Source organism: Sphingomonas sp. SAFR-052, from assembly GCF_051965015.1.
Taxonomy (GTDB): domain Bacteria; phylum Pseudomonadota; class Alphaproteobacteria; order Sphingomonadales; family Sphingomonadaceae; genus Sphingomonas.
The window spans coordinates 220658-245362 of sequence record NZ_JBQCMO010000006.1; the positions used below are offsets into that span (position 1 = coordinate 220658).

The 24705-nt window shown below is 66.7% G+C and carries 20 protein-coding genes; 6 read left to right on the top strand and 14 right to left on the bottom strand.

Annotated elements, in window-relative coordinates; all coding sequences use genetic code 11:
• Positions 1-64: 64 nt before the first annotated feature.
• The 10 genes from ACTHQV_RS12445 to murB all read right to left on the bottom strand — a co-directional run bounded on the left by ACTHQV_RS12445 (position 65) and on the right by murB (position 16332).
• Positions 65-3790, bottom strand: a complete 3726-nt coding sequence (locus ACTHQV_RS12445; RefSeq protein WP_440490664.1) for a Calx-beta domain-containing protein — start codon at positions 3788-3790, stop codon at positions 65-67.
• Between the two features lie 233 nt (positions 3791-4023).
• A complete protein-coding gene (locus ACTHQV_RS12450; protein WP_440490666.1) occupies positions 4024-4245 on the bottom strand; it encodes a hypothetical protein in 222 nt (73 codons plus the stop codon).
• A 166-nt stretch (positions 4246-4411) separates the two neighbouring features.
• The gene (locus ACTHQV_RS12455) at positions 4412-6346 is read right to left on the bottom strand and encodes an Ig-like domain-containing protein (protein ID WP_440490668.1); all 1935 of its coding nucleotides are present in this window, start codon (positions 6344-6346) and stop codon (positions 4412-4414) included.
• Between the two features lie 419 nt (positions 6347-6765).
• Positions 6766-8355: a hypothetical protein gene (locus ACTHQV_RS12460; protein WP_440490669.1), complete on the bottom strand. Its 1590-nt coding sequence runs from the start codon at positions 8353-8355 to the stop codon at positions 6766-6768.
• Positions 8355-8621: a spike base protein, RCAP_Rcc01079 family gene (locus ACTHQV_RS12465; protein ID WP_440490670.1), complete on the bottom strand. Its 267-nt coding sequence runs from the start codon at positions 8619-8621 to the stop codon at positions 8355-8357. Before ACTHQV_RS12465 ends, ACTHQV_RS12460 begins: the two co-directional genes overlap by 1 nt.
• A 246-nt stretch (positions 8622-8867) precedes the next feature.
• A complete protein-coding gene (locus tag ACTHQV_RS12470; RefSeq protein WP_440490672.1) occupies positions 8868-10565 on the bottom strand; it encodes a TolC family outer membrane protein in 1698 nt (565 codons plus the stop codon).
• A gap of 176 nt (positions 10566-10741) precedes the next feature.
• A complete protein-coding gene (locus ACTHQV_RS12475) occupies positions 10742-12127 on the bottom strand; it encodes an HlyD family type I secretion periplasmic adaptor subunit (protein WP_440490673.1) in 1386 nt (461 codons plus the stop codon).
• Positions 12124-13965 carry a type I secretion system permease/ATPase gene (locus ACTHQV_RS12480; protein WP_440490674.1) on the bottom strand — a complete coding sequence of 614 codons (1842 nt, stop codon included), beginning with the start codon at positions 13963-13965 and terminating at the stop codon, positions 12124-12126. The genes ACTHQV_RS12475 and ACTHQV_RS12480 overlap by 4 nt, the downstream gene beginning before the upstream one ends.
• 46 nt (positions 13966-14011) lie before the next feature.
• The gene (locus ACTHQV_RS12485; RefSeq protein WP_440490675.1) at positions 14012-15298 is read right to left on the bottom strand and encodes a UDP-N-acetylglucosamine 1-carboxyvinyltransferase; all 1287 of its coding nucleotides are present in this window, start codon (positions 15296-15298) and stop codon (positions 14012-14014) included.
• Positions 15295-16332: a UDP-N-acetylmuramate dehydrogenase gene (murB, locus tag ACTHQV_RS12490; protein WP_440490677.1), complete on the bottom strand. Its 1038-nt coding sequence runs from the start codon at positions 16330-16332 to the stop codon at positions 15295-15297. The genes ACTHQV_RS12485 and murB overlap by 4 nt, the downstream gene beginning before the upstream one ends.
• A gap of 426 nt (positions 16333-16758) precedes the next feature.
• Here murB and ACTHQV_RS12495 point away from each other — a divergent pair, with 426 nt between their 5' ends.
• Positions 16759-17739: an NAD-dependent epimerase/dehydratase family protein gene (locus ACTHQV_RS12495; protein ID WP_440490679.1), complete on the top strand. Its 981-nt coding sequence runs from the start codon at positions 16759-16761 to the stop codon at positions 17737-17739.
• Positions 17740-17831: 92 nt separating this feature from the next.
• Here ACTHQV_RS12495 and dapE read toward each other — a convergent pair whose 3' ends face one another.
• The gene (gene dapE, locus ACTHQV_RS12500; RefSeq protein ID WP_440490681.1) at positions 17832-18962 is read right to left on the bottom strand and encodes a succinyl-diaminopimelate desuccinylase; all 1131 of its coding nucleotides are present in this window, start codon (positions 18960-18962) and stop codon (positions 17832-17834) included.
• 91 nt (positions 18963-19053) lie between these two features.
• Between dapE and ACTHQV_RS12505 the strand changes: the two genes are divergently transcribed.
• Positions 19054-20064: an esterase-like activity of phytase family protein gene (locus ACTHQV_RS12505; protein WP_440490682.1), complete on the top strand. Its 1011-nt coding sequence runs from the start codon at positions 19054-19056 to the stop codon at positions 20062-20064.
• 185 nt (positions 20065-20249) lie between these two features.
• Here the strand turns inward: ACTHQV_RS12505 and rpmB are convergent, their stop codons facing one another.
• Positions 20250-20543 carry a 50S ribosomal protein L28 gene (gene rpmB / locus ACTHQV_RS12510; RefSeq protein ID WP_440490684.1) on the bottom strand — a complete coding sequence of 98 codons (294 nt, stop codon included), beginning with the start codon at positions 20541-20543 and terminating at the stop codon, positions 20250-20252.
• Between the two features lie 167 nt (positions 20544-20710).
• Between rpmB and ACTHQV_RS12515 the strand changes: the two genes are divergently transcribed.
• Both ACTHQV_RS12515 and ACTHQV_RS12520 read left to right on the top strand, forming a co-directional pair.
• Positions 20711-20944 carry a hypothetical protein gene (locus ACTHQV_RS12515; RefSeq protein ID WP_440490685.1) on the top strand — a complete coding sequence of 78 codons (234 nt, stop codon included), beginning with the start codon at positions 20711-20713 and terminating at the stop codon, positions 20942-20944.
• Between the two features lie 60 nt (positions 20945-21004).
• Positions 21005-21436, top strand: a complete 432-nt coding sequence (locus ACTHQV_RS12520; protein WP_440490786.1) for a nucleoside deaminase — start codon at positions 21005-21007, stop codon at positions 21434-21436.
• Between the two features lies 1 nt (position 21437).
• On the opposite strand, the gene ACTHQV_RS12525 is transcribed toward ACTHQV_RS12520, so the two are convergent.
• On the bottom strand, positions 21438-22115 hold the full coding sequence (locus ACTHQV_RS12525) for an OmpA family protein (RefSeq protein ID WP_440490686.1): 678 nt from the start codon (positions 22113-22115) through the stop codon (positions 21438-21440).
• A gap of 172 nt (positions 22116-22287) precedes the next feature.
• On the opposite strand from ACTHQV_RS12525, the gene ACTHQV_RS12530 reads away from it, so the two are divergent.
• Together ACTHQV_RS12530 and ACTHQV_RS12535 are read left to right on the top strand one after the other, a co-directional pair.
• The gene (locus ACTHQV_RS12530; protein ID WP_440490787.1) at positions 22288-23592 is read left to right on the top strand and encodes a hemolysin family protein; all 1305 of its coding nucleotides are present in this window, start codon (positions 22288-22290) and stop codon (positions 23590-23592) included.
• A gap of 69 nt (positions 23593-23661) precedes the next feature.
• Entirely contained in the window at positions 23662-24012 is a 351-nt protein-coding gene (locus ACTHQV_RS12535) for a hypothetical protein (RefSeq protein ID WP_440490688.1), read from the top strand.
• Positions 24013-24042: 30 nt separating this feature from the next.
• Here the strand turns inward: ACTHQV_RS12535 and ACTHQV_RS12540 are convergent, their stop codons facing one another.
• Complete coding sequence (locus ACTHQV_RS12540) at positions 24043-24702, bottom strand: hypothetical protein (RefSeq protein ID WP_440490690.1); 660 nt, start codon at positions 24700-24702, stop codon at positions 24043-24045.
• Positions 24703-24705: the final 3 nt, after the last annotated feature.

Consider the following 24705-nt stretch of genomic DNA (forward strand, 5'->3'; position numbering starts at 1 on the left):
ACCGGACGAAAAAAGGGCGGAACCGGCGATCCGGTCCCGCCCCCTCATCACGCGATGGCGTCGGTCAGAGCAGCGTGAGCGCCTCGGCCGCATCGGTCGCCGAGCCGACCATGCTGTAGATGTAGTAGGCGACGCCGTTCTTCATCAGCATGCCGTCATATTCGAGCGTCCGGATGCTCGCCCCCGTATCCGACTGGATCGCGATCGACCCGCCACCCGACAGGTCGAACACCTTGTTGGAGCCGGCCCCGATCTGGCCGTTCCTGTTGTTGTCGCGCAGGCGGACGGTGGTGACGAGGAAATCCTCGGCCGAGAAGTCGTTGATCCGGTCCTTTCCGCCCGCACCCGTCGCGTCGTAGAAGAACACGTCGCTGCCGGAACCGCCCCACAGCGTGTCGGCACCCGCACCGCCGAACAACAGGTCGTTGCCGCTGCCGCCGAACAGCTGGTCGTTGCCAGCCAGCCCCTCGATCCGGTCGTTGCCGCCCAGCCCCTCGATCCGGTCGATCGCGGCAGTACCGCGCAGCCGCTCTCCGAAATCGCGGAAATCGAACTGGGCGAGGGCGGGGTCATGGTCCGACAGCGCCGGATTGGTCGTGCTCTCCGTATTGTAGCCCGTGTTGATATGGACGACGTCGTAGCTGGCGACGGCACCCAGTTGCTGGTCGACGATGACATGGTCGATCGCCTGCGACCGGCCCTCGAACATATAGGTGTAGCGTTCGGCCTCGGTCAGCTTGGTGACGGTCAGATTGTCGAACCGCGCGCCGCCGGTGCGCGCCGCACCGTTCACGTCGACATAGCCGGTCGCGACCTCCATCGTCCGGTTGAAGTAGAATTCGTTCCAATCGCCGGCCGCGACGATCCGGTTGCCGGCTGATCCGCTCTGAATCGTGTCGAGCATGTGCCAGATGTCGTCAGCGATGGCGTTGCGCTTCTCCCACCGGGCGTTGGTCGGCTGGCCATTGTCGATGTCCTGGTCGATCTGCCAGAATTGGCCCGACTGGGATTTCGCGGGCAGGTGGTTGACGGCGACATAGACGTCGTTGCCGTTGAAGCTGAACTGTCCGAGCAGCGATTTGCGGGTGTTGGTCCAGTCGGCGGCATTGATCTCTGCCGCGATGGCGCTGTCGTCGAAGCCGATCCGGTCGCCGGCATCGCGCACGCCGTCGCCGATCCGGTCGGTAAAGGCGCGGCGCTGTTCGATCGTCGCATCGGCGGCCAGATCGCCGAGCTGCACCCGGTTGGTGTTGTAGAGGAAGCCGACGCGGATATTGCCGCTCTGCTGCCCACCCTCGGCATTATAGACCGGCAGTTCGTCGACCCACTGGTAGCGCTGCCCGGTCGCGGCGTTGACCGCGTCGACCAGCTTCTGCCACGTCAGCGAGGCATCGGTGCCGGTTGCCGAAGCGCCGTCGCCCGCGGCCGCGCCGTTATTGTCCTGGATTTCCTCGATCGTCAGGATGTCGGGCGCTTTCAGATTGACGGCGATGGCATCGGCGATCGCGGTGAAGCGCGCCGCCGGATCGGTCGCCGCCAGATTTTCGACGTTGAACGTGCCGACGGTCAGTGCGCGCGAATCGGCGACGATCGTGGTCACCTCGCGTACCGGGGTCGTGTCTTCCTTGATCGTTACCGGATCGGTCACGACCAGCTTCAGGTCGGTGAAGTCGAATTCGACGATGCCGGTCACGTCGCCCAGCTTGTCGCCCGCCGAAGCGGCGGTGACGAGGCCGGCCGGTGCGGCGGTCGCGAAATCGGTGAAGTCGAGCTCGAGAATGTCGGGATTGGTGTCGCCGTCATGGATATAACGCCCGCCCGCGCGGACATCGTCGCGGGTATCGGCGGTGTCGGGCGGCGACAGCTTGGGATCGCCGCCGATCGTATAACCGCCGCGGCTGTTGACCTGGTCGGCATCGGCATGGACCGTCGAATAGGCCTTCATATAGGGCTTGCCGTCCGACACCCCGACGAAACCGTCGGCAACGACCATGTCGGGTACGGTGACGCGCATCCCCTCGATCGTTTCGAAGAAATCGAGTGCGTCATTGGCCGGGTCGAAGCCCGCGCCGCCGACCGAATCGAAATAATTGGGCACTTCGTCGGTCAGGATCGCGCTCGGGATCGCGCGGCCGGGCGTGCCGTCGAGAATCAGTGTCGGCAGGTCCTGGTTGCTGGCGTCGATGGTGATGCCGCTGACCCCGGTCAGCACGGTGCGCGGCATGTTGGTGAACGCCTGATATTCCATCACCTGCGCGGTGACGGTCACGAGGTCCCCGACGCGCAGATTGGGGGCGAGCGCGGCCAGCGTCGTGCCGGCGTTGCGATCGTCGCGGATCATCACGAAGATGCCTTCGGACGTCAGCGCGCTCGAATCCCAGTCGGCGGTTTCCTCGGTCAGGTAGAAGCCCTGGCGCGCGCCGCTGCCGTCGAGGGCGGTGACCACCGCCTGCACGGTTACGGTGGTGGTCGAGCGGATGTTGAAGCCGCTGACGCCGTCGGCTGCCAGTACCGGGCTGAAGAAGGCGGCGCCCTGCACGTCGTGGATGCGGAACAGGTCGTCGTTGACGATCGTCGCCTCGCCCAGCGAATCGGTCAGCGTCGCGCCGTTGGTGGCGTCGGACAGCGCGACATAGAATTTCTCGTTGCCCTCGCGGACGGTATCGCCGTTGACCGCGATCGAGACGGTCGCGCTTTCCTGGCCCGATGCGAATTCCACGCGGCCGCTGGCGCCGACGAAATCGCTGCCGGCGGTCGCGGTATTGCTCATCGTTTCATAGGCGACCGAGAAGGCGCCGTCGCCGCCGGTGCGGGTGATGGTGAAGGTCGCCAGCGTCTGGCCCGAGTCGCCTTCCACCACCGACACGTCGCCGATCGAAACCGATGGCGGGGTGCCGTCGTCGTTCAGGATCGTGCCCGTCGCGTCCGCATCGGCGATGGTCGCGCCGCCGGTGGCGTTGGTCAGCGTCAGTGCGATCGTCTCGTCCGATTCGCGCACGGTGTCGCCGGCGACGGTGATCGTCACGGTCTTTTCGGTCTCGCCCGCGGCAAAGGTCAGCGTGCCGTTCGGCAGCGTGCCGACGATGTCGCCGGCATCGGCGGTGCCGAAGGTCGCGGCGAAATCGACGGTCGCCTCGCCGGTGCTGCCGCCGTCGCGGGTGATGATGAAGGTCAGGTCGGTGGTGCCGGTATCGCCCTCGGTCACCGTCACGTCATCGACGCCGAACGCGCCGGCGCTGCCGCCACCATCGATGGTGAAGCCTTTGGCATAGGCGACGCCGGCAGTATCGTTGGTGGTCCAGTTGGCGCGATTGGCGATCGCGTCGAGAATCTCGGCCCGGGTGCCGGTGGTCGGCCCGGTATAGGCGCCGTTGTCCTCGGCAAAGGCCAGCGCATCCTTGCCGGCGGTCAGGCCGGTCGGCACCGCGCTGGTGTTCGAATTGGTCGCATCGCCCGCGAATGCGGTCTTCCCGTCGGCGAAATTCAGCGCGAACAGAAAGGTGGGGTTGGCGGCGGTGCCGGTATAAGCAAGGATCTGGTCGCCGCTGGTCGACGGATTGAACTGTCCGGTCAGGCCGGTGATCTCGAACACGTCGCCGATCTTCGCATCGGCGGGAACGGTATAGGCGACGGTGCCTTCATTGGCGCGGAACCCGCCCGCCGCCAGCCAGCCATTGTCGGTGAAATAGATGGTCTGCCCGGCCAGGTCGGCCAGCAGCACGAATGCGAACGACTTGACCCCGGTATCGGCGCCATAGCCGACCAACGCGATATCCCCAGTAACTGCCACGCTACATCCCCTTCACGGTTTGATCGTCCGCTAGGGTGGTTACATGACAGCCATATTAATTACCCGTAACCATATCGGACGATGGCCCGACGGTCGGTATCGTACCATGCCGGCGACCGGTACGTTCGCCACGTGTCGCATCGGTCCGGAACGACAACGACCGGGCGCGCGATCGCGCACCCGGTCGTTGTCGTTCCGCAATCGCAACGCCGGGTCGATCCCGGCGGCTACAATTACGCGCTGAAACAGTCGTGCATGAACGGTGGAATCGTCTGCATCCACAGGTTCGCCGCGGGGGTCGCCGCCTCGCCACGCGGGGCCGCGGCGATTGTGCCGAGCGCCAGGACCGCTTCCGCAATGGCGCGCACTTCGCTGGGCGCGAGGATCTCGCTGACCGGATCGCCGCCCATCAGTTCGACTTCTGCAATGATGGCGCAAAGATTATCGAGATGCATGGCTTACCTCCCACCGATTCCCCGACGATAGCCTGTAAAGATGAAGAAAGGATGTGCCAAACGGGGGCGGGGCGTTTCGAAAAATTTTTCGCGCGTGCAGCAGTCCCCGGACGGCGAAACGCCGGCCCCGTCGGGACCGGCGTTCGTTTTTCGGCGACAGGCTGGATCAGAAGCTCAGATCGCTCGCATCGGTGCCGACCGAGCCGACCAGCGAGTAGACATAGTAGGTCAATCCGCCGCGGACGACCGATCCGTCGAATTCGAGCGAGTCGATCGCGGCGCCCTTGGTATCGCTGACCAGCAGCGAGCCGGTATCGCCGGGCAGCGCGAACTTGCCGTCGCTGGTGGTGATGATGCCGTCGTTATTGTCGTCGGCCAGCTTGGTGGTGGTCACGACCAGGTCGTGCTTGCCGAAATTGCCGATCGTGTCGTTGCCGAGGTCGAGACCGTGGGCGGTGTCGAAGAAGAACACGTTCTTCGACTTGTTGCGGGCGTCGCCCATGAAGGCGTCGTCGGCGGTGGTGCCTTCCTTCGCGCTCTTCGGACGGGCGCTGGCATCGGCATAAACCGCATGGCCCGCATCGTCGGTGCCGAGGAAGCGCAGCTTCGACACACCTTCGATCACGACCGTGTCACCGCCCTTGCCACCGTCGATCGACACCTTGTTCTTCGACAGGGCGATGATGCCGTCATTGTTGCCGTCATACAGCTTGGCATCGGTGACGAAGAGGTCGGTCTTGTCGAAGCCGACGATACGGTCCTGACCGGTGCGCGCTTCGTTCGAGAAGTAGAAGACGTCCGACCCGGCGGTGCCCTTCAGGATTTCGTTGGCGCTGGCATTGCCGTTGATCACCGACGCCGCCTGCAGCAGGTCGAGGAACGGGTCGGCAGTGACCGGCGGGACGACGACCGGGGCAACGACCGGCGGCAGCTCGATCACCGGTTCCTCGACGACCGGGGCGGCCTCGATCGAGAGGTCGACGGTGGCGTTGGTCTTGTGGACGCCGTCCGACGCTGCATAGGTGAAGCTATCTTCACCGCTCCAGCCGGCGTTCGGGGTGTAGATGAACGAACCATCGTCCGAGAACTTGATCGTGCCGTGATCCGGGCCGTCGACCAGGCTGGCGGTCAGCTTCTTGCCTTCCGGGTCCTTGTCGTTCGACAGGACGTTGCCGGTCACCGCATTGTCCTGGTCACCGTCGAATGCGTCGGCCACCGCTTCCGGGGCGAGGTTCACGACCGGCGGGGCGATGACCACCGGCGCCTTGCCGGCGTCGATTTCGGCGATCGTCGCCTTCAGATTGTCGGTGACGCCCATGTACAGCGTGATCTTGGTCGATTCACCGGCCTTCAGCGTGCCGAGGCTGAAGGTCAGGTTCAGCGTCTGGTCGACGGTCTTGGCATAGCCCTTCGCCTGCGAAGTCGTCGTCGCGGCATAGGGGTCGAGGTTGACGAAGCCGTAGAAGGAAGCGGTTGCCCGATCATCCTGCGAATAGAGGAAGAAGGGCGTGTCCTTCTGCACCATCGCCGTTACGAGCGCGCCGTCGCCCTGCTTCTCGATCTTGTTCGCGGTTTCGAACTTGCCGGCCTGATCGGGATCGGCGGTCCGCATGTAGCGGACATCGTTCATCGTCGTCGCCGAATTGTTGGTCAGCGTGACGTCGATCTTGATGTACTTCGCGTCATCGGCGAGCGTAATGGTCTGCGCGATGCCCAGATTGTCCTTGGTCGCGCCGTTCCAAACCGCCTTGCCTTCATCGGCGGTGCTGGCGTCGCTCAGTGTACCCTTGATCTGGTAATAGCCGGTCAGCAGCTGGTTGCTCTGGACGACCTTGTTCGAACCGATCGTGTAGCCGACGTTGAAGCCTTCGATCGAACGACCCTGCAGCAGCACGTCGTCGAGGGTGGTTGCCTTGCCATGGCCGAAACCGTCGAGGTCGGCGAACATGCCGACGCGCAGGAAGCCGCTGTCGGCGTCGGTGGCAAAGCCCTTGGGCGCGTTCTTGGTCGTGCCCAGATTGCCGTCGGCATTGATGCCGATGCTCAGATAGGTACCCTGCAGATGAAGTTCGCCGTTGGCGATCGCGCTGTTGATGGTCATCGTTTTTCCCCGCCGAAAAGAACTGCAAAATCTCGTCGGAACTCGCGGTGAGCAGTGCTCGTCTGCTTCGCAAACCCAGGGACCATAAACACCAAATCCCTTTTCCGATGTTCTAAGACACTAGGTTATAAGGATGTTTACCGAAGATCGTCCGGCGGCAGAGCGACGCATGACTGTCGGAAACCTCGGCGTCGGGTCGCGAAATCATCGGTATCCGAAGTCTATCCGCCGTCCCGTGTCGGAACGGGAAATGGTGGACCGGGCGTTTACCTTGGCGGGAAACTATAGTCGGTTATGTCGTTCGACGATGCCAGTACACGACTGACCGCTAGCGTAACGAAAACTGTCCGATCGCGGGACGGGCGTCCCGGCATGGGACCGGCCGGCGCGAGCGGCGAAGGGTCGCGCCGGCCGGCCCGTTACAGCGGGTAGGACAGCAACCGATTTCGCGCCGGATTGGCCGAATTCGTTGCGCCGTCATTGCCGATCCACAGCGAATTGCCATGGATATGAACGCCTTCGACCGAGTCGGCCCCGCCCAGCACGTCGATGGCGACCTGATTCGGCCCTCCATAATCACCGGTGCGCAGCCGCAGCAGCGATCCATTCGCGCCGTTTGCGCCAAAACTTACCAGCAGGTCGCCCGCGGCATAGTCGCCCTGCGCCGATTCGACGACGAAGCCATGGTCGCTGTTCGCCGGCAATTCGATCGCGCCGGTGCGCGGCCGGCCCTGCCGGTCGTACAGCACCAGCTCGTTCGAATCGCGCACGATCCAGAAACCGTCGCGCCTTGCGTCATAGGCGATGCCGTTGTCGCCCGGCAGGACCTGGATCGGCGTCCCGGCCAGCGCGCCGCCCGCCGGATCGAAACTCGCCAGATAGGTCCGGTCGCCGCTGCTGCCCGCCTGTTTCAACAGGAACCAGATCCGCCCCGTCGTCCGGTCGCAGGTCATGCCCTGTACCGACCCGGCGAAATCGGTCGACAGGCCGAGTCGGGTCAGGTCGAACTCCTCGTCGATCGCCGACAGGTCGGGCTTCATCCGCGTGAACAGCATGGTGCCTCGCGCCGCGCGCCCATTGCCCAGATACCAGCGCCCGGCAAGGTCGCGGGTAACCCCGGTCACCGCCATGCCGCTGCCGACGGCGACCGCCGCCGATCCGTCGGGCAGGGCAGTCGCCTGCGCCAGCGACAGCGTCCGGCTGGCAACCGCGGGCAGGGGGGCGACACCGACGTCGCGCATATAGGTGGCGAGCGCCGCCGCCAGCGTCTGATGCTGGGCATCGGACAAGGTGCCGCCCGCGGCGAAGGCGCAGAACTGACCCTCGGCATAGCTGTCGTTGGTCAATCCCATGCCGACCGTCACCGAGGACGGCGTGGTCGACGTCGCCGAATTGGTGGTACCCGCCACCCGGCCATTGATGATCTGGCGCAGCCGCGTCGAACTGCTGCGGTCGACGGCGGTGAAGCCATAGCCGCTATCGACCGTCCCGCCACTGACCAGCGTCGATCCGTTCAGCCGGCCGGTGCTGGCGTGGCTGACGTTACGCGGGTTGATGAGCAGCGTGCTGCCGGTAATCGTACCGATCGGCGCCAGCGGGTTGCGCGCGTCCTTGCGCACCCACGCCCCGATCATCGCGGCGTTGCGCTGGAACTGCGTGGCCGACAGCGGCACCAGCGCGGTATCGATCCAGTCGTCGAGCCCGTCGCACCAATAGCCGCGATCGGCGACGAAGACCGGCGCCCCGCCACCGATCGCCCCGTCGCGCCGCCCGGTCCAGTTGAGCAGCGCCGCCTTTGGTCCATGCGCGGCGAGCAGCAGCAGCGTGTCGAGCCGCCCCCAGATATCGGCATCGATCAGCGTCCCGATCAGCCGGTCGATCTGCGCCGTGCGTTCGGGCGAGGGCGGCGGGTCCATCCGCGCGATCAGGTCGCGGGTCGGTGGGCGCCAGCTCGGCGCTGCCCGCCGCCGTCCGCGCACCCCAGCAATGTTGATTGCGAAGCCCAGCATCAGCCGAGCGCCACGATCGCGGTGGCGGTGGTCCCCGTCGCCCGCACGAACTGCGCCCGCACCGGCAACACGCTGCCCCCCGGCACCGCGCTCAGCACGACGTCGGTGCTGCTGTCGATACAACGCAGCGCCACATCGCCGCCACCACCGATATAGAGTGCCTTGGGCAGGCGGAGCAGCGGCACGCTGTCGCTGGGGGTCACCGCCACGGCGCTGCGGGCCGGGCCGACCGGCGAATCGGTGAAGGACTGGAACGGATCGGACATGCACTTTCTCCCGCTGGCGATCCGGCTGGATCGTTCATGGTTCGTTCCATGAACGGCGGTCTGTAGGAAAGTGTTTTCGTCACATCAGATCACGACGCTGGCCGCCCTCACCCTATCGTTGTCTTCGCCGTCCTTCCTTTCCCGCAGGAGAAGGAGGAGCAGCGCAGCCTCGGAAGGGTAAGGGCGATCAAGCGTGGTTGCGTTCGACGCGAGCCCGATGACAGCGTTTCGGACGTCGCCGAAAGATCAATCGTCCTTGCGCGCCGCCGCCGGATTGCGCCGGGTCGAGGGCGGTGCCGCATCCTCGGGCGGCAGTGCGACCGCGCCCGGATCGCCGAGCATCGGTAGCCCGGTGCCGAGCGGACGGCCGGGCAGCGGCGCGGTCGGCGGCAGCAGGTTGGGCGGGCCGGCGACCGGCACTTCCGGCGCGGGCTTGGGATCGTCGGGCGCGCGTGCCAGCTTGTCTAGTACGCTGACGAAGGGCTGGAAGGGATCGATCTGCATCGCCTTCTGCTTCTTCAGGTTGCGCTCCATGTCATAGGTCGCGGCCGTCGGATTGAGCAGCGCGGTTTCCAGCCGGCCGATATAGGTCAGCAGCGTCGCCTGCGAGCTGTAGCGCTGATATTCGGCATTCGCGACCAGCTGCTGCGCGTTGAGCAGCCGCTGTTCCGAATCGAGCACTTCGAAGTTCGAGCGGAACCCTTCCTGGAATCCGCGCCGCACGCCTTCGAGTGCGCGGGCCGCCGCCTCGACGCTGCGCAGACCGATGGTCTGCTGCTCGCCCGACGAGATCGTCTGGTTCCATGCCTGCTGCACCTGCGACGATACGCCGCGGCGGGTCGCCTCGACGGTAAATGCTTGCGCCTGCTGGTTGGCCAGTGCCTGGCGCACGCGCGAATCGACCACGCCGCCGGTCAGCAGCGGCACGGTCAGCGTCGCTGACGCACTCGCCCCGCGCCGCAGATTGTCGAAGCCGATGCCGTTGGGATCGTTCAGCCCGATCGACGCATCGGCGCTCAGCACCGGATTGCGCTCGGCGCGCTCGGCGGCAACGCGGGCGCGTGCGCCGCGCTCGTTCAGGATCGCCTGCCACAGCGCCGGGCTTTCCTGTTCCGCCCCGCGATAAGCGAGGTCGATCGAGGTCGGGATGCCCGGCAGCACCGGCGGCGGGGTCAGGTTGCCCGGATTGCGCCCGACCGCGGCGGCGAAGCGCGCCCGGCTGCGCTGCAGATTCGCTTCGCCCTGCGCAAGCTGCGCTTGGACAAGGCCAAGCTGTGCCTGTGCCTGATTGATGTCGGTCTGGGTCAGGTCGCCGGCGCGTTCGCGCGCCTGTGCCTGATCGACCTGCCGCTGATACGAATCGACCGAGCGCCGCTGGATCGCGATCAGCGTCTGGTCGCGCAGCACCGATGCATAGGCATCGACGACTTCGAACAGGATGAAGCTTTCGACCTCACGCAGCCGTTCGCGCGCCGACAGCACATCGGCTTCGGCCGCGGAAACCTGTGCGGCGGTGCGCCCGCCGTTGAACAGGATCTGCGACGCGGTCAGCGACGCGCCAGTCGCGCGGTTGCGGTTGGTGATGAGGTCGTTGAAGAAGATCTGGCGCTGGACCTGCTCCTGATAGCGCACCGTACCGACGACGCTCGAGCGCAGGCGGTAGGGCGAGCTCGCCTGGATGACGCTTTCGTCAATCGCGCGGAGCTGCGCACGCTGCGCCTCCAGCTGCGGATTGTGGCGATAGGCATCGGCGACCGCCTCGGCCAGCGTTTCGGTCCGCGCATTGGGATCGGCGGGCAGCGTCGGGATTTCGATCGATACCGGGTCCGACCGCATCGGCGCGGGGGCGGGCGGCGTCGGCCGGGTGGCCGGGCGCGGCGTCGGCCGCGCGACCTGCGCCATCGCCGGCGTGAGGCCGGTCAGCGCGACCGACAGCAGCAGCATTGCTCGCGAACGATATCCCGCCGGCATAAAATCCCCCTTGTCAGGACCATCCCCCGGCTTCCCTGTCCGGGCGGGCGGTCGTGTCGATGCCCGCGATCCTTATCGCAGCGCCCGACGGATGTAACCATGATAAGTGCCGGACGCGGCGCGTTTGCCCGCGTCCGGCACGCTTCGGATCAACGCTCGTGCAACGACCGGCGGAATGCCTCGGTCAGCGGGTCGAGCATGTACTGCAGCGCCGTGCGCGGACGCAGTTTCACCAGTACGCTGACCGGCACACCGGCGCGGATGCCGGTATCGGCGCCGCGCACTTCCTTCAGCATCGCGATCTGCGACTGCGGCACCACGATCTCGGCGGTGAAGTAGCTGCGGCCCGACTTTTCATCGACCAGGCTGTCCGCCGACACGTTGCGGATGTTGCCGAGCAGGATCGGCAGATCGCGTTCGTGCAGCGACAGGAACTTCACCTCGGCCTGACGCCCTTCATAGACGCCGTCGATGTCGCTCGGGTCGAAATTGGCGCGCACGATCAGCGGTGCGGCATCGGGCACGATGTCGAGGATCGGCTGCCCCGCCTGCACAACGCCGCCTTGCGAGAAGACGCGCAGTTCGACCACGCGTCCGGACACGGGTGCACGGATGACGGTGCGTTCCAGCTGTTCCTTGGCGGCCAGCCATTTCGGCATGACCTCGTTCAGCTGGAACTGGGTGTCGCGCAGCAGCGTCGCCGCATCCTCGACATAGCGCCGCGAGGTCGCGATCGACGATTCGCGAGCCTGGCCGACCTGTTCGCGTGCCGCACGGGCGCGCGAGGCGTAATCGGCATCGGCGCCTTCCAATTGCTGGATCGACCGTTCGATCTGACGGACCGAGTTGCGCGAGACATAGCCCTCGTCGGCCAGCCGCTTGGTGCTGGCCAGCTGTTCCTCGAGCGAGCGGCGCTGTTCGGCGCTGGCGCGGGCCTGTGCCGAATAGCCGCCGATGCTCTGCGACGCTTCGGCCTGTTGCTGGCGGATGACCGCGCGGTTGGCGGCCAGCGCGTTGTTGCGCGCATTCTGCTGCGCCAGCTGCAGCGTCTTGGCGCGGTCGACCAGCACCTTGTCGTCGCCGGTCGCCTGCGCGAAGCTGGCCGGCCACTGGATCGGCGTGCCGCGGATTTCGGCTTCCAGTCGCGCGCGCTGCGCCTGCAGGTCGATCACGCTGCCGGCCAGCGCGCGTTCGGTCGCCGCGACCTCCGCACCGCGCAGGCGGATGATGACCTGGCCCTGGTTGACGTGCTGGCCCTCGCGCACGTCGAGATGCTCGACATAGCCGCCGTCACGATGCTGCACCGTCTGGCGATTGCCCGACACCACGACCCGACCGTCGCCCGCCGCCGCCGCGTCCAGCCGGGCGAAGGATGCCCAGCCGAGCAGCACGACGAAGAACAGCACGGCGATGATGATGCCGGTACGCAGCGCCTTATTGGGCGAATCGTCGATTTCCAGCCGTTCGCGGATCGCCTGCGCCACCGGCACGACGCTTTGCCCCGACTGGGGGGCGTTGACCAATTCGCCGCTCACGCTTCACCTCCATTGGCGCGGTTGCCGCTCGACGCGGCAGCCGTCCCGTCATTACCCGGCAGCGGCGGGGCGGGCGTCGGGTTCGCCGGTCCCTGGCCCCCTTGCGGCGGCGTGCCGCCCGGCGCACCCGCGCCCTGCTGTTCCATCTGCGGTGCCGCGGGGCGGATCACCTTGCTGCGATCGTCATAGATCTGGATCACGCCGTCGCGCAGCAGCATCACCTTGTCCACCGCCTGCAACAGCCCCGTGCGGTGCGTCGACACGACCACCGTCGCGCCGCGTTCGCGCAGATGCCCGAGCGTTTCCATCAACCGTCCCTCGGCACTGATGTCGAGATGCGCGTTGGGTTCGTCGAGGAACAGGATGCGCGGCGACCCGAACAGCGCGCGCGCCAGCGCCACCACCTGCCGCTGCCCGGCCGACAGACCGCCGCCCTCGCGCATCGCCAGCTGCGTGTCGTACCCGCGCTCGAACCGCAGGATCAGGTCGTGGGCACCGGCCAGCTGCGCGGCGGTCACCACCTGCGCGTCCAGCTCCTGCCCGCTCAACCCCTCGAACTGGCGGAAGCGCGAGATGTTCGAATGGACCGTCGCCGGGAACAGCGTCGGCGTCTGCGGCATATAGCCCAGATGCCGGCCCAGCTCCTCGCGGTTCCAGTCGTTCAGGCTGGCGCCGTCGACGCGGATCTCGCCCTCGTCGGGGTCGATCGCTCCGGCCAGCGCGCGCAGCAGCGTCGACTTGCCGGCGCCCGACGGGCCGACCAGCGCAACGATCGTGCCCGGTTCGATGGTGAAGCTCAGCTTGTTGAGCAGCACCCGGTCCGATCCGGGAACGCGGACGGTCAGGCCGTCGACCTCGATCCGACCGACCGGATCGGGCAGCGAGGTGCGTTGTACCGTCACGTCGGGCAGGCGGCAGAACTCGTTCAGCCCCTTATACGCGTTCTGCGCGCTGATGACGTTCTTCAGCGCGTTGAGGATCTGTTCGACCGGCTGCAGGGCGCGGCCGAGGATCAGCGACGCGGCAAAGATCGCGCCGCCCGAAATCTGCTGGTTGATCGCCAGATACGCACCCAGTGCCAGCGCCATCGACTGCAAGAACAGGCGGAAGAATTTGGTGATCGCGAGGAAGATGCCCGACGTCCCGGCGATATCGCCCTGCGCGCGGACCAGATCGGCACGCTCGACCAAATGGCGGGTCACCAGCGCGCTGCGCATGCCCAGCGCGCGGGCGACTTCGGACGCCTGGATCGAATAATCCTGCGACCGATACGCCATGTTGGTCCGCTGCCCGACCTCGTTCAACCGGCCCTTGGTCGTCTTGTCGCTCAGCACCGCCAGCGTGATGAGCAGCGCCGAGCTGAGCAGCGCCAGCAACCCGATCAGGGGATGAAGCAGGTAGGAAATGATGATGTAGATCGGCGCCCAGGGCGCGTCGAACATCGCGATGATCGCCGGCCCGGTCAGCGTACCGCGCAGCGTATCGAAATCGCGCATCGCCTGAGCCCGCTGCGCCGGCGTCGCGCCGTTGGCGCCGAGGATGCGGTGCAGGATGTTGCCCGCCGCCATCTTTTCCAGCCGCATGCTCGCCTGAAGCAGCAGCTTCATGCGCACCGTGTCGAGTGCTGCGAAGACGATCAGCGATATCGCGAGGATCAGCGACAGGACCAGCAACGTCGCCGTGCCGCGCGTCGGCACGACCCGGTCGTACACCTGCAACATGAAGATGGAGGGCACGAGGTACAGGATGTTGATCAGCCCTGAAAAGATGCCGGTGGCGATGAAATGCCGCCGGCATTTGCGCAGGGCTGCCTGCAACGGGTTCGATTCGTAGGACATGGGAAGAAGCCGAATCCCTTTAAAACGGGCCAGTTATGTGCGCGCGTTATGAACCATGATAGGCAAGCGTAGCGTTAAGACTGCGCGCCTTCTCGAGAAATTTATCATAGCCGCGCTCGATCTGCCACGCATCGCTGATCCGTGTCTGTCCCGCGGCCTTCATACCAAGTAATGCCAGCGCCGCCCCCGCACGCAGATCGGCGGCGCGGACATCGGCCCCAACCAGCGACTGGGTGCCGATGATGTGCGCGGTACCGTCGCGCACGAAGCTGTCGACCCCCATCCGTGCGAAATCGGGCAGATAGGCATAGCGACCGGCGAAGCGCAGGTCGACGATCCGCGATTCGCCGCGCGCACAGGCGCCCAATGCCGCGAACAGCGGCTGCATGTCCGAATTGATCCCGGGATAGGGGCCGGTGCTGATCTCGACCGGATAGGGCCGGCCCGAACGCACGATCGCGACATTGCCGTCGCGAAAGATCTTGGCACCGCTTTCGCGCAGGAAGATCAACGGGACCTCGAGGTCCTCGAACGGAAAATCGCGGATCTCGACATCGCCGCCGGTGATGACCGACCCGACCAGCCACGTCATCGCCTCCATATTGTCGGGCATCACCCGCCATCCGGTACCGGCAAGGGCGGGCGCGCCGGTGATCTCGATGCTTTCCTGGCCATAGACGGTGATCGTCGCGCCCATCGCGCGTAGGAACGCGCACAGATCGAGGATTTCAGGGCGGATATGCGGATTCCACAGCCGCGTCGTGCCCTTCGCCAGCGATGCGACCAGCAGCGCATTCTCGGTCGCACCAGTCGATCGCAATGGCAGGACGATCTCCGCCCCCGTCAGCCCGTCCGGCGCCTCGGCATACAGGCGACCATGCTCGCCCCACACCCGCGCGCCCAGCCGGGTCAGCACCAGTTCATGCAGGTCATAGCCGCGCCCGCCCAGGTCGCATCCGCCGGGCAGGGGGACGCTGCCCGCACCGGTCCGCGCCACCAGCGCGCCGAGGATCAGCAGCGTGTTGCGGATCGACCGCCCGTCCCACGCCAGTTCGCTCGGCGGCGGCGCCGCCTCCTCGATCGTCAGCGCGTCGTGCGCGATCGTGCAGCGTTTGCCCAGCGCCTCCAGCATCCCGACATGGACCTGCGCGTCGAGCAGCCCTTGCGGATAATTGTCGAGCACGATCCGCTCGGGCGTCAGCAGCGATGCCGCCATCAGCCGCAGCACGCTGTTCTTCGCTCCGCTGACGGTCACGATCCCTTCGAGCCGCGACGGCTCGACGGTCAGGATGCGGTCGGCGGGCTGGGCGGGGTCGAACGGCTGGTCGGTCATGCGGTGGCTCCCGGCGACGCCCGGTCGTCGAGCAGTTCGGCCACTTCATGCGCGGGACGCATGACGCCGTCGGGGGCGAGGTGGCGGACTTCGGCGTCCATGGCAATGCCCGACAGGTCGGCGACCGATCGCCGCGCCAGCCGGATCAGGTGCAGCACGTCCTCGGCACGCGCGCCGCCATTGTTGACGATGAAATTGGCATGGTCGGGTGAAATCTGCGCGCCGCCCGCCGATACGCCCTTTAATCCGGCGCGTTCGATGGCAAGTCCGGGCGGGCCGATCTGCGCGTAGAGCGCGGGGTCGCTGACGAACACCGACCCGCAATTGGCGCGCACCCGCGGGAATTTGGCGCGGCGCGCGGCGAGGATCGACAGCGCCTCGCGCCGCATTGCGCGGACGTCGCCCGGCGTGAAGCGTAACTGCGCCGACACGACGATCAGGTCGCCGCGCTGCAAACGCGACGCGCGATAGCGATAGTCGAGCTGGTCGTGCGTCAGCCGGTGCATCCGCCCCTGATGGTCGATCGCATCGACATGGACGACATTCTCGCCGATGCCCTTGCGCTGGCTGCCGCCGTTCATGGTGATCAGGCCGCCCAGCGTGCCCGGAATGCCGATCGCATGGACCGCGCCCGCCATGCCCCAGTCGATCACCTGCCGCACGAACGCCGGCACCCATATGCCCGCACCCGCCCCGACCCGGTGTTCGTCCAGCCGGCGGATACCGCCGAGGCCGCGGCCGATCCGCAGCACGACGCCGCGAAACCCGGCATCGTCGAACAACAGGTTCGATCCGTCGCCGATCACGATATGGCGTGCGTCATACTCGGCGATCACCGCCAGCGCGGCGGCCAGCGTCGCGGCCGATTGCGGCGTGACGACGATGTCTGCCGGTCCGCCGATGCCCCAGCGGCCAAGCGAGGCGAGCGGCACGTCGGTCGCGACCTCGTGCGCCGGCAGGGCACGCCGCAACGCGGCGGCGACGCCGGCGTCCGGCGCATGGCCCTTGGCGGCGAGATCGGCAGCGAAAGTCATCCGTCCCTGTTCCCCGTTGGCCAGACGATCCCGCCCCTTGGCCGGGCTCGCCGCGCGCCGGCCCAGATCCCGTGGCGTCGGCGCGGCGGGCAAGGTCGTTGACCGGCGATCCATTAGATCGTCCGGTTCGACGGGTCCAGCCCCGGCGCTCCGGTCGTCCAAGTCATTGGAAAGTCGATAGCATGACGATCATGCCAATTTGTTAACGCCGCACGGACTAACGCTGCGCCCGGCGACCGTGCGACTTGCATGGCGGGGGATGGCCGATATGCTACGCGCTCGATTGTGTGTTCCTGCGTATGCCGATGTTGCACCGCGGCACGATATCAACATGTTGCGGTAAAGGAAACGGACGATGCGCAACCTTGGAACGGGTCCGGCGACCCCGAACGATCCGACGGCTGGCGTCGTGGCGAGCCGTTGCTGATGGCCGCTCCGATCCTCGTCACCGGTGCCGCCGGCTTTGTCGGCCATGCCACCGCCCACCGCCTGCTCGCACGTGGCGAACGCGTGATCGGCATCGATATCGTCAACGACTATTACGACGTGACGCTGAAGGAAGCGCGGCTGGCGACCTTCGACAATATCGACGGTTTCACCTTTCAGCGGATCGACGTGTCCGATGCCGAAGCGATCGCCGCACTGGTCCGCGACCATGGCATACGCCGCGTCGTCCATCTTGCGGCACAGGCCGGGGTCCGGCACAGCATCGACAATCCCTTCGCCTATGAACGCTCGAACGTCGGCGGCCATCTCGCCATCCTCGAGGCGTGCCGTCACGCGCCCGGCTTCGAACATCTGGTCTATGCCTCGTCCAGTTCGGTCTATGGCGACAAGCCGATGGGCGGGGAGGGGTTTCGCGAGGATGAACCGGCCAATCGCCCGGTCTCGCTCTATGCCGCGACCAAGCGCGCCTGCGAATTGATGAGCCAGTCCTACGCCCATCTCTATCGCATGCCTCAGACCGGGCTGCGCTTTTTCACCGTCTATGGCCCATGGGGTCGGCCCGACATGGCCTATTTCAGCTTCACCGACCGGATCGTTGCCGGGGCACCGATCGAGGTGTTCGGCGAAGGCCGCATGGCCCGCGATTTCACCTATATCGACGACATCGTCGACGGCATCATCGGCGCGCTCGATCATCCGCCCGAACCCGGCGGCCACCGCGTGCTCAACATCGGCGGCAGCCAGCCGGTCGGGCTGATGGACATGATCGAGACGCTCGAACGCGCGATCGGGCGCGAGAGCGTGAAGGTCATGAAGCCGATGCAACCCGGCGACGTCACCTCGACCTATGCCGATGTGTCGCAACTCCACGCCCTGACCGGGTATGAGCCGAAGGTGCGGCTGGCCGAGGGGTTGGGTCGGTTCGCCGAATGGTACAAAGGCTATTACAAGGTCAATTGACGCCTCATTTCCCTCTCCCGGCGGGAGAGGGAGGGAGCGGCGCAGCCGCGAAGGGTGAGGGCGATCGACGCTGGTCCAGTTCGACCCCGGCGTCATTCCCCCGCCAGCGCCGCCCCAACGATATCGACGTAAATTTCCTCCAGCAGCCGCAGGTCGTCGATCGCCACCGCCTCGTCGACCTTGTGCATCGTCGCGTTGAGCAACCCGAATTCGACCGTCGGACACAGCGCCGACAGGAAACGTGCGTCGGACGTCCCGCCGGTCGTCGACAATTCCGGCGCCAGCCCGGTATGCCTGCCGATCGCATCGGCGATCAGCGTCGAAAACGCGCCGGGCTGGGTCAGGAACGCTTCGCCCGACACCCGCCCGACCACCTGTGCGTGCGGCGCGTGCGACCGCACCACGCCCGCGATCCGCTCGACCAAGGCATCGCCGCGCTGTTCGTCGTTGAACCGGATCGACAGCCGCGCCGCGGCATGGCCGGGAATGACGTTGGTCGCGGGATTGCCGACGCTCAAATCGGTGATCTCGATGTTCGACGGCTGGAACCACGCATTGCCGCCGTCGAGCACGATACCCTCGATCTCGTGCAGCGCCGCGATCAACGGGGTGATCGGATTGTCGGCCAGATGCGGATAGGCGACATGCCCCTGCCGCCCGGGCACGTCGATCCAGATATTGACCGACCCGCGCCGCCCGATCTTGATCATGTCGCCCAGCCGCTGCTGCGACGTCGGTTCGCCGACCAGGCACAAATCGGGCTTGATGCCCCGCGCGGCCATGCGATCGATCAGCGCGCGGGTGCCATAGACCGCCGGTCCTTCCTCGTCGCCGGTGATGATCAGGCTGATCGTGCCCGCATCGGCCGGTACCCGCGCCGCCGCCGCAACGAAGGCTGCCACCGCGCCCTTCATGTCGACCGCGCCGCGCCCGAACACCAGCCCGTCGCGGATCGTGCCGCCGAACGGATCGCCCTGCCATCCGGCGCCGGCGGGCACGACATCGACATGGCCGGCAAAGGCGAAGTGCCGCCCGCCATTTCCACGTACCGCCAGCAAATTCTCGACCGGCCCGTCGGGTGCCTCGCCGACCGTGAACCGGTCGACGGCAAAGCCGATCGCGACCAGTTCCGCCGCCAGCAAGTCGAACACGCTGCCCGTCGCCGGGGTCACGCTGTCACAGGCGATCAGGCGGCAGGTCAGGTCGACGACATCGGCAGGCATAACGGTCTCCACGCGCATTTCGTCGCGGCTGTAGCGTGTGCGCGGACAAACGCCACTGGCGCTTGGGGCGGGGGACGCTACAGCCGGGGCGATGCGGGTCCTGTTCGTGATATTGGCGGTGCTGCTGCTCGTCCCCGGCTGGAGCGGTGCCGACCGGCTGCCGCTCTTTGCGAAGGTGCCGACGATCACCGCCGAACCGGTCGCGCTCTACCCCAAGAATCCGAGGCGCCGCGATCTTGGCCCGTTCTTCTATCTCGGCGGCGTGGTGCTGCGCGGCGACGATCCGGCATTCGGCGGCTTCTCGTCGATGCATGTCGATGGCGACCGGTTCAGCCTGTTGTCCGATGGCGGCGGGTTGGTCCAGTTCACCATGGGTGCCGACTGGACCCCGCGCGACGTCGCGGTGCGTGAGATCGCCGGCCCCGGCACCGGCTGGGAAAAGCGCGACCGCGACACCGAATCACTCGCCGTGCGCCCCGACGGATCGGTCCTGGTCGGCTATGAACGTCGCAACCAGATCTGGCGCTTCACCGCCGACCTGTCGCACCCGCTATCGCACGCCGCCCCGCGCCTGATGGCCGAATGGTCGGCGAACAGCGGGGCGGAGGCGATGGCGCAACTGCACGACGGCAGCGTCATCGTGCTGAGCGAAAGCAACGGCGGGAAGGGGAAGCGTGGCTATAGCGCGATCCGCTTCCTCGGTGACCCGACCGATCCACGGACGCCGCGCTACGGCTTCCGCTACGCGCCGCCGGCCAGTTTCGTGAACACCGACGCGGTGCAACTGCCCGACGGGCGGCTGCTGGTGCTGACCCGCCGGACGCGGCTGAAGGACTTCTTCACGACCGGCATCGAGCTGCTCGACACCCGCGGCGTCCGTCCGGGGCAGTTCCTGCGCGGCCGCACGCTCGCGCGGCTCGTCCCCCCGACGTTGCACGACAATTTCGAGGCGATGGCCCTGACCCGCGAAAACGGCCGCCTGATCCTGTGGCTGGCGACCGACGACAACCAGTCGATGCTGCAACGCTCGCTGCTGCTGAAATTCGCGGTCGGCCCGCTGCCGGAGTCGTGGAAGCCGAAGGCGGAGCGCAACCGCCGCTGACCCACCGTGCCCCGCGCAGGCGGGGGCCCAGAGCCAAGCAGAACAACGGCTTGCGTCGATAACCTCGACCCCTGCCTGTCAGGAGCACGCTGGCCGACCTTCACAAAGTCACCCAGACGCCATCCACGACAAAACCCCCGGCGCCGCTGGGGCGCCGGGGGCATATCTCGCGTCACCCGAACCGCTTATGCGGCGGTGGCAGCGACCTTCTTGGCGACGTCGCGCTTCAGGCGACGGGCGCGCAGCGACAGGTCGTCGTCGCGGGTCTTGAGCAGCCAGTTGTCGAGACCGCCATTATGCTCGACCGAGCGCAGGCCGTGCGTCGACACGCGCAGGCGGATCGACCGCTCCAGCGCTTCCGACATCAGCGTCACATTCTGCAGGTTCGGCAGGAAGGTGCGCTTGGTCTTGTTGTTGGCGTGGGAAACGTTGTGACCCACCTGCCGGCCCTTGCCGGTCAGCTCGCAGATGCGCGACATGATCGTTGATCCTGATTCTGTGTCGGGACACATGCCCCGGAAAGACGGCGCGGATAGCGTCGAACGGCGCGGACGTCAACCGTCCGCCGCGCGTGCAACCCTCGCCGCCGCCGCCGCGTTGTTACGCCATCGATTCGGATAGTGGCAAGTCGCAAGGGAGTGGCGGAATGCGCGCAATATTGGTCCTGCTGGGCGTCGCGGCGCTCATCGTCGCCGCACTGATGAGCTTCGGATTCATCGACCTTAACCAGACTCGCGCCGCTGCCCTGCCGAATGTCCGGCTAGAAGGGGGGCAGACGCCGAAATTCGACGTCGATGTCGGCAAGGTCGACGTCGGCACCGTCAACCGCACCGTCGAAGTCCCGGCGGTCAAGGTCGAACGCCCCGCCAACGGACAATAAGCCACTGGCCGCTGCATCCGGCGGCTGGCAAGGGGGTCGGCGATGTTCGATGCGTCCCCGATGCACGCGGCCCTCGCCGCCGCCCATGCCGCTGCACAGGCGGGCGAGGTGCCGGTCGGGGCTGTCGTGGTACAGGGGGGCAGGGTGATCGCCACCGGCGCAAATGCCCCACGTGCGTTCTGCGACCCGACGGCTCATGCCGAAATCCTCGCGATACGCGCCGCGGCCCAAGCGCTCGGACGCGACCGACTGGAGGATTGCGACCTGTGGGTGACGCTCGAGCCCTGCGCGATGTGCGCCGGGGCTATCGCCCATGCCCGAATCGCCCGGCTCTATTATGGGGCGGACGACGCGAAGGGCGGGGCGGTCATGCACGGCCCGCGCTTTTTCAGTCAACCGACCTGCCACCACCGCCCCGACATCTATTCGGGGATCGGTGAGGTCGAGGCCGCGGCGCTGCTCCGCGAGTTCTTCGAGCAGCGCCGCGGATAAATCAGCGCAGATCGTTCTGCGCGATCGGCACGATCTTGATCTCGACGCGGCGATTCTCCGAACGGCCTTCCTCGGTCTCGTTCGACGCGATCGGCTGCGTTTCGCCGAACCCGCGCGTGCCGATGCGCGCCGACTGCACGCCCTGGCTGCTGAGATAGCTGGCCACCGCACCCGCCCGGCGTTCCGACAGCGTCTGGTTATACGCATCCGAACCGGTCGAATCGGTATGGCCGTACACGTCAATATAGGTCTGGTTATATTCCTTCAGCACGTCGGCCACCTGGTCCAGCGTCGGGCGGAACTGCGGCTGCACGTTCGAACTGTCGGTCGCGAAGGTGATACCCGACGGCATGTTCAGCACCAGGTCGTCGCCACGCCGCGTGACTTCGACATCGGTGCCGGCGGTGCGGGCGCGCAGGTCGCGCTCCTGCTTGTCCATATATGCGCCGATCCCGGCCCCGGCCAAACCGCCGATGCCCGCGCCCAGGATCTTTTCGGTGCGGTCGCGCCGTCCGCCGACCAGGTCGCCGAGCAGATAGCCACCGACCGCGCCGCCGATCCCGCCGATCGCCGCACGCGAAATGCGCCGTTCGCCGGTTTCGGGATCGGTCACGCAGGCCGAGGTCAGCATCGCTGCCGAGAGCGCGCCGGCCACCCACAGTTTCGAACGAGCCGCCATTATGTCCTCCATGGTATTCGATTTCGTCGTCGCCCGGAAAAACCGGGCAGGCGGGTCGTTGTTCCGCAACCGTTTTGAACGGACGCTGACCGACGCGTTCATCAAATCGTGCAGCCCAGGCGACTCGCCGGTTGTGCCGGGCGCGGCATTGCTGCATGGGTGGGGCAGTTCGATGGAACCTCTTTCTCCCTTCCCCTGGTTCGACGTCGTCATCATCCTAGCGCTGGTGGCGTTGAACGGCGTGTTCGCCATGTCCGAACTCGCCATCGTCTCTGCGCGCAAGGCCCGGCTGGAGGGATTGGCGCGTGCCGGCGGGCGCGGGGCGGCCACCGCGATGCGGCTGGCCGACGATCCCGGCAAGTTCCTGTCGACCGTCCAGATCGGCATCACCCTGATCGGCATCCTGTCGGGCGCCTATTCGGGCGCCAGCCTCGGCGGGCCGGTCGGCGAACGGATGGTGTTGCTCGGCCTGCCGCCGTCGCTCGCGGACAATGTCGGCTTCGGCGTGGTCATCGGCATCACCACTTTCGCCAGCCTCGTCATCGGCGAGCTGGTGCCCAAGCAGTTCGCGCTGCGCAGCCCGGAGCCGATCGCGGTGCTGGTCGCGCTGCCGATGCTGTGGCTGTCGCGGATCACCGCGCCGTTCGTCTGGCTGCTCGACACCACGTCGGGGCTGATCTTCAAGCTGTTGCGGATGAACCGCGAATCCGAAAACCGGGTGACGGCGGAGGAACTGCATCTGCTGGTCGCCGAAGCCAGTAAGTCGGGCGTGATCGAGGAGCATGAGCGCTCGATCATCTCGGGCGTCGTCCGCTTGGCCGACCGGCCGGTGCGTGAGGTCATGACCCCGCGCACCGATGTCGAATGGCTCGACGTGTCGCTCGACGAAGCGGGCATCCGCGCGGCGATGGCCGCCACCCCGCATACTCGCCTGCCGATCGCCGAAGGATCGGTCGATGCGGTGATCGGCGTGGTGCAGGCGCGCGACATCGTCGCCGCTTTGTGCCGGGGCGAACCGCTGAACTTGCGCACCCTGCTTCACGAAGCGCCGGTACTGCCCGATCAGGTCGATGCGATGGACGCGTTGCAGGCGATCCGCCGTGCCGCCGTGCCGATGGGCCTCGTCCATGACGAATATGGCCATTTCGAAGGGATCGTGACCCCCGCCGACCTGCTGCGCGCGATCGCCGGCGATTTCGCCTCGGACGCGGAGGAGGGCGACCATCCGCTGATCGTCCGCCGCGACGACGGATCGTTGCTGGTGTCGGGCCAGACCCCGGCCGACCAACTCGCCGAACGCATCGGCATCGACCTTCCAGAGGACCGCGACTATGCCACCGTCGCCGGCCTGGCGCTCGCGATCCTCAAGCATCTCCCGACCGAGGGCGAGCATTTCACCGAACAGGGCTGGCGCTTCGAGATCGTCGACATGGACGGGCGCAAGATCGACAAGCTGTTGGTCGAACACGTCGAGTAGACCATCGGACGATACTGCAGCGCGGCGCGGATGTTGCGTTGCAATATCGGCGGGTGGTAGCTTGTTCCGATGCAGATTTCGTCGGAATATGCGTCGCTGGTGCAGTGGATCCGGAACAATACTGATGCGTCGGACCCGGTGTTGCACATCCATGCCGGCATGGCCGTGCTGGTCCTCGCTCGGCTGGTCACGCGCTATCCGCTGTCGCACCCGGTCCCGTTCCTGATCGTCGTCGTCGTGGCGGCGGCGAACGAGGTGCTGAACCGCCTCAACTTCGGGTCGTGGCGGTGGAATGATACGACGGCCGACTTCACCTATTCGGTGTTCTGGCCGGCGGTGTTGTTCTTCGTGCTGGCAGTGCAGCAACGGAAGCAGCGGCGACCGGCGTTGAGGGGAATGCCGGCAAACCGATCGCGTTGAGGGGGCGAAACGCTACCCCCCCCCCCCGCCTTACAACTTCCCGAACACCGCCTCGAACCCGGCGATATCCCCGGCGGCCAGATAGCGCGCCTGTTCGACCCAGCGATCCTTCGCCATTCGCGGCGCAAAGACCCCGAGCCGCGCTGCCACGTCGTCCGCCTCGCCCGGCTGCAACCGCGCCAGCGTGGCGATATCGGGAATACCCTGCTCGACAAGCATCGCCGCGACCTTGGGGCCCAGCCCCTTCAACCGCGTCAGGTCGGTGCCGGAGGGCGCGGCCGGCACCACCGGCGCGGCGCTCTCGACGAACGGCGCGCGGGCCGGCTCGGGCGCGACGACCGGCGGCACCGGTGCTTCGATCGGCTGTTCCAGCGGGGTCGTGACCGGCTCCAGCATCACCGGCACCGCCGGCTCCGGTGCCACCGGTGCCGGTCGTTCGTTCCTCGCCGGAGCCGAAACCGGCTCACCCGGCGCATCCGGATCGGCCGCCGGCACGTCGCCGGTCCGCTGCAGATGCCCGGCTTCCTCCAGTTCGCGCGTCGCCGCCCGCCGCTCGCGCGACAGCTTCATGCCATAAAGGATGCCGATGATCGCCAGCACCGCCAGAATGGCGATGATGACGAAATGCACCGTGGTGAGCGTCCCCAGAAAGCCCGGCGATTGCAACGGGGTCGTACCGCTATCCTGCATGGT

Bases quoted from the DNA above. Each gene is read 5' to 3' on its own strand.
- ACTHQV_RS12470 (WP_440490672.1), bottom strand. From the start codon at position 10,565: ATGCTGCTGCTGTCGGTCGCGCTGACCGGCCTCACGCCGGCGATGGCG.
- ACTHQV_RS12450 (WP_440490666.1), bottom strand. From the start codon at position 4,245: ATGCATCTCGATAATCTTTGCGCCATCATTGCAGAAGTCGAACTGATG.
- ACTHQV_RS12465 (WP_440490670.1), bottom strand. From the start codon at position 8,621: ATGTCCGATCCGTTCCAGTCCTTCACCGATTCGCCGGTCGGCCCGGCC.
- ACTHQV_RS12525 (WP_440490686.1), bottom strand. From the start codon at position 22,115: ATGGCGGCTCGTTCGAAACTGTGGGTGGCCGGCGCGCTCTCGGCAGCG.
- ACTHQV_RS12540 (WP_440490690.1), bottom strand. From the start codon at position 24,702: ATGCAGGATAGCGGTACGACCCCGTTGCAATCGCCGGGCTTTCTGGGG.
- ACTHQV_RS12535 (WP_440490688.1), top strand. From the start codon at position 23,662: ATGCAGATTTCGTCGGAATATGCGTCGCTGGTGCAGTGGATCCGGAAC.
- ACTHQV_RS12515 (WP_440490685.1), top strand. From the start codon at position 20,711: ATGCGCGCAATATTGGTCCTGCTGGGCGTCGCGGCGCTCATCGTCGCC.
- rpmB (WP_440490684.1), bottom strand. From the start codon at position 20,543: ATGTCGCGCATCTGCGAGCTGACCGGCAAGGGCCGGCAGGTGGGTCAC.
- ACTHQV_RS12505 (WP_440490682.1), top strand. From the start codon at position 19,054: ATGCGGGTCCTGTTCGTGATATTGGCGGTGCTGCTGCTCGTCCCCGGC.
- dapE (WP_440490681.1), bottom strand. From the start codon at position 18,962: ATGCCTGCCGATGTCGTCGACCTGACCTGCCGCCTGATCGCCTGTGAC.
- ACTHQV_RS12520 (WP_440490786.1), top strand. From the start codon at position 21,005: ATGCACGCGGCCCTCGCCGCCGCCCATGCCGCTGCACAGGCGGGCGAG.
- ACTHQV_RS12485 (WP_440490675.1), bottom strand. From the start codon at position 15,298: ATGACCGACCAGCCGTTCGACCCCGCCCAGCCCGCCGACCGCATCCTG.
- ACTHQV_RS12455 (WP_440490668.1), bottom strand. From the start codon at position 6,346: ATGACCATCAACAGCGCGATCGCCAACGGCGAACTTCATCTGCAGGGT.
- murB (WP_440490677.1), bottom strand. From the start codon at position 16,332: ATGACTTTCGCTGCCGATCTCGCCGCCAAGGGCCATGCGCCGGACGCC.
- ACTHQV_RS12530 (WP_440490787.1), top strand. From the start codon at position 22,288: ATGGAACCTCTTTCTCCCTTCCCCTGGTTCGACGTCGTCATCATCCTA.
- ACTHQV_RS12495 (WP_440490679.1), top strand. From the start codon at position 16,759: ATGGCCGCTCCGATCCTCGTCACCGGTGCCGCCGGCTTTGTCGGCCAT.
- ACTHQV_RS12480 (WP_440490674.1), bottom strand. From the start codon at position 13,965: ATGTCCTACGAATCGAACCCGTTGCAGGCAGCCCTGCGCAAATGCCGG.
- ACTHQV_RS12460 (WP_440490669.1), bottom strand. From the start codon at position 8,355: ATGCTGGGCTTCGCAATCAACATTGCTGGGGTGCGCGGACGGCGGCGG.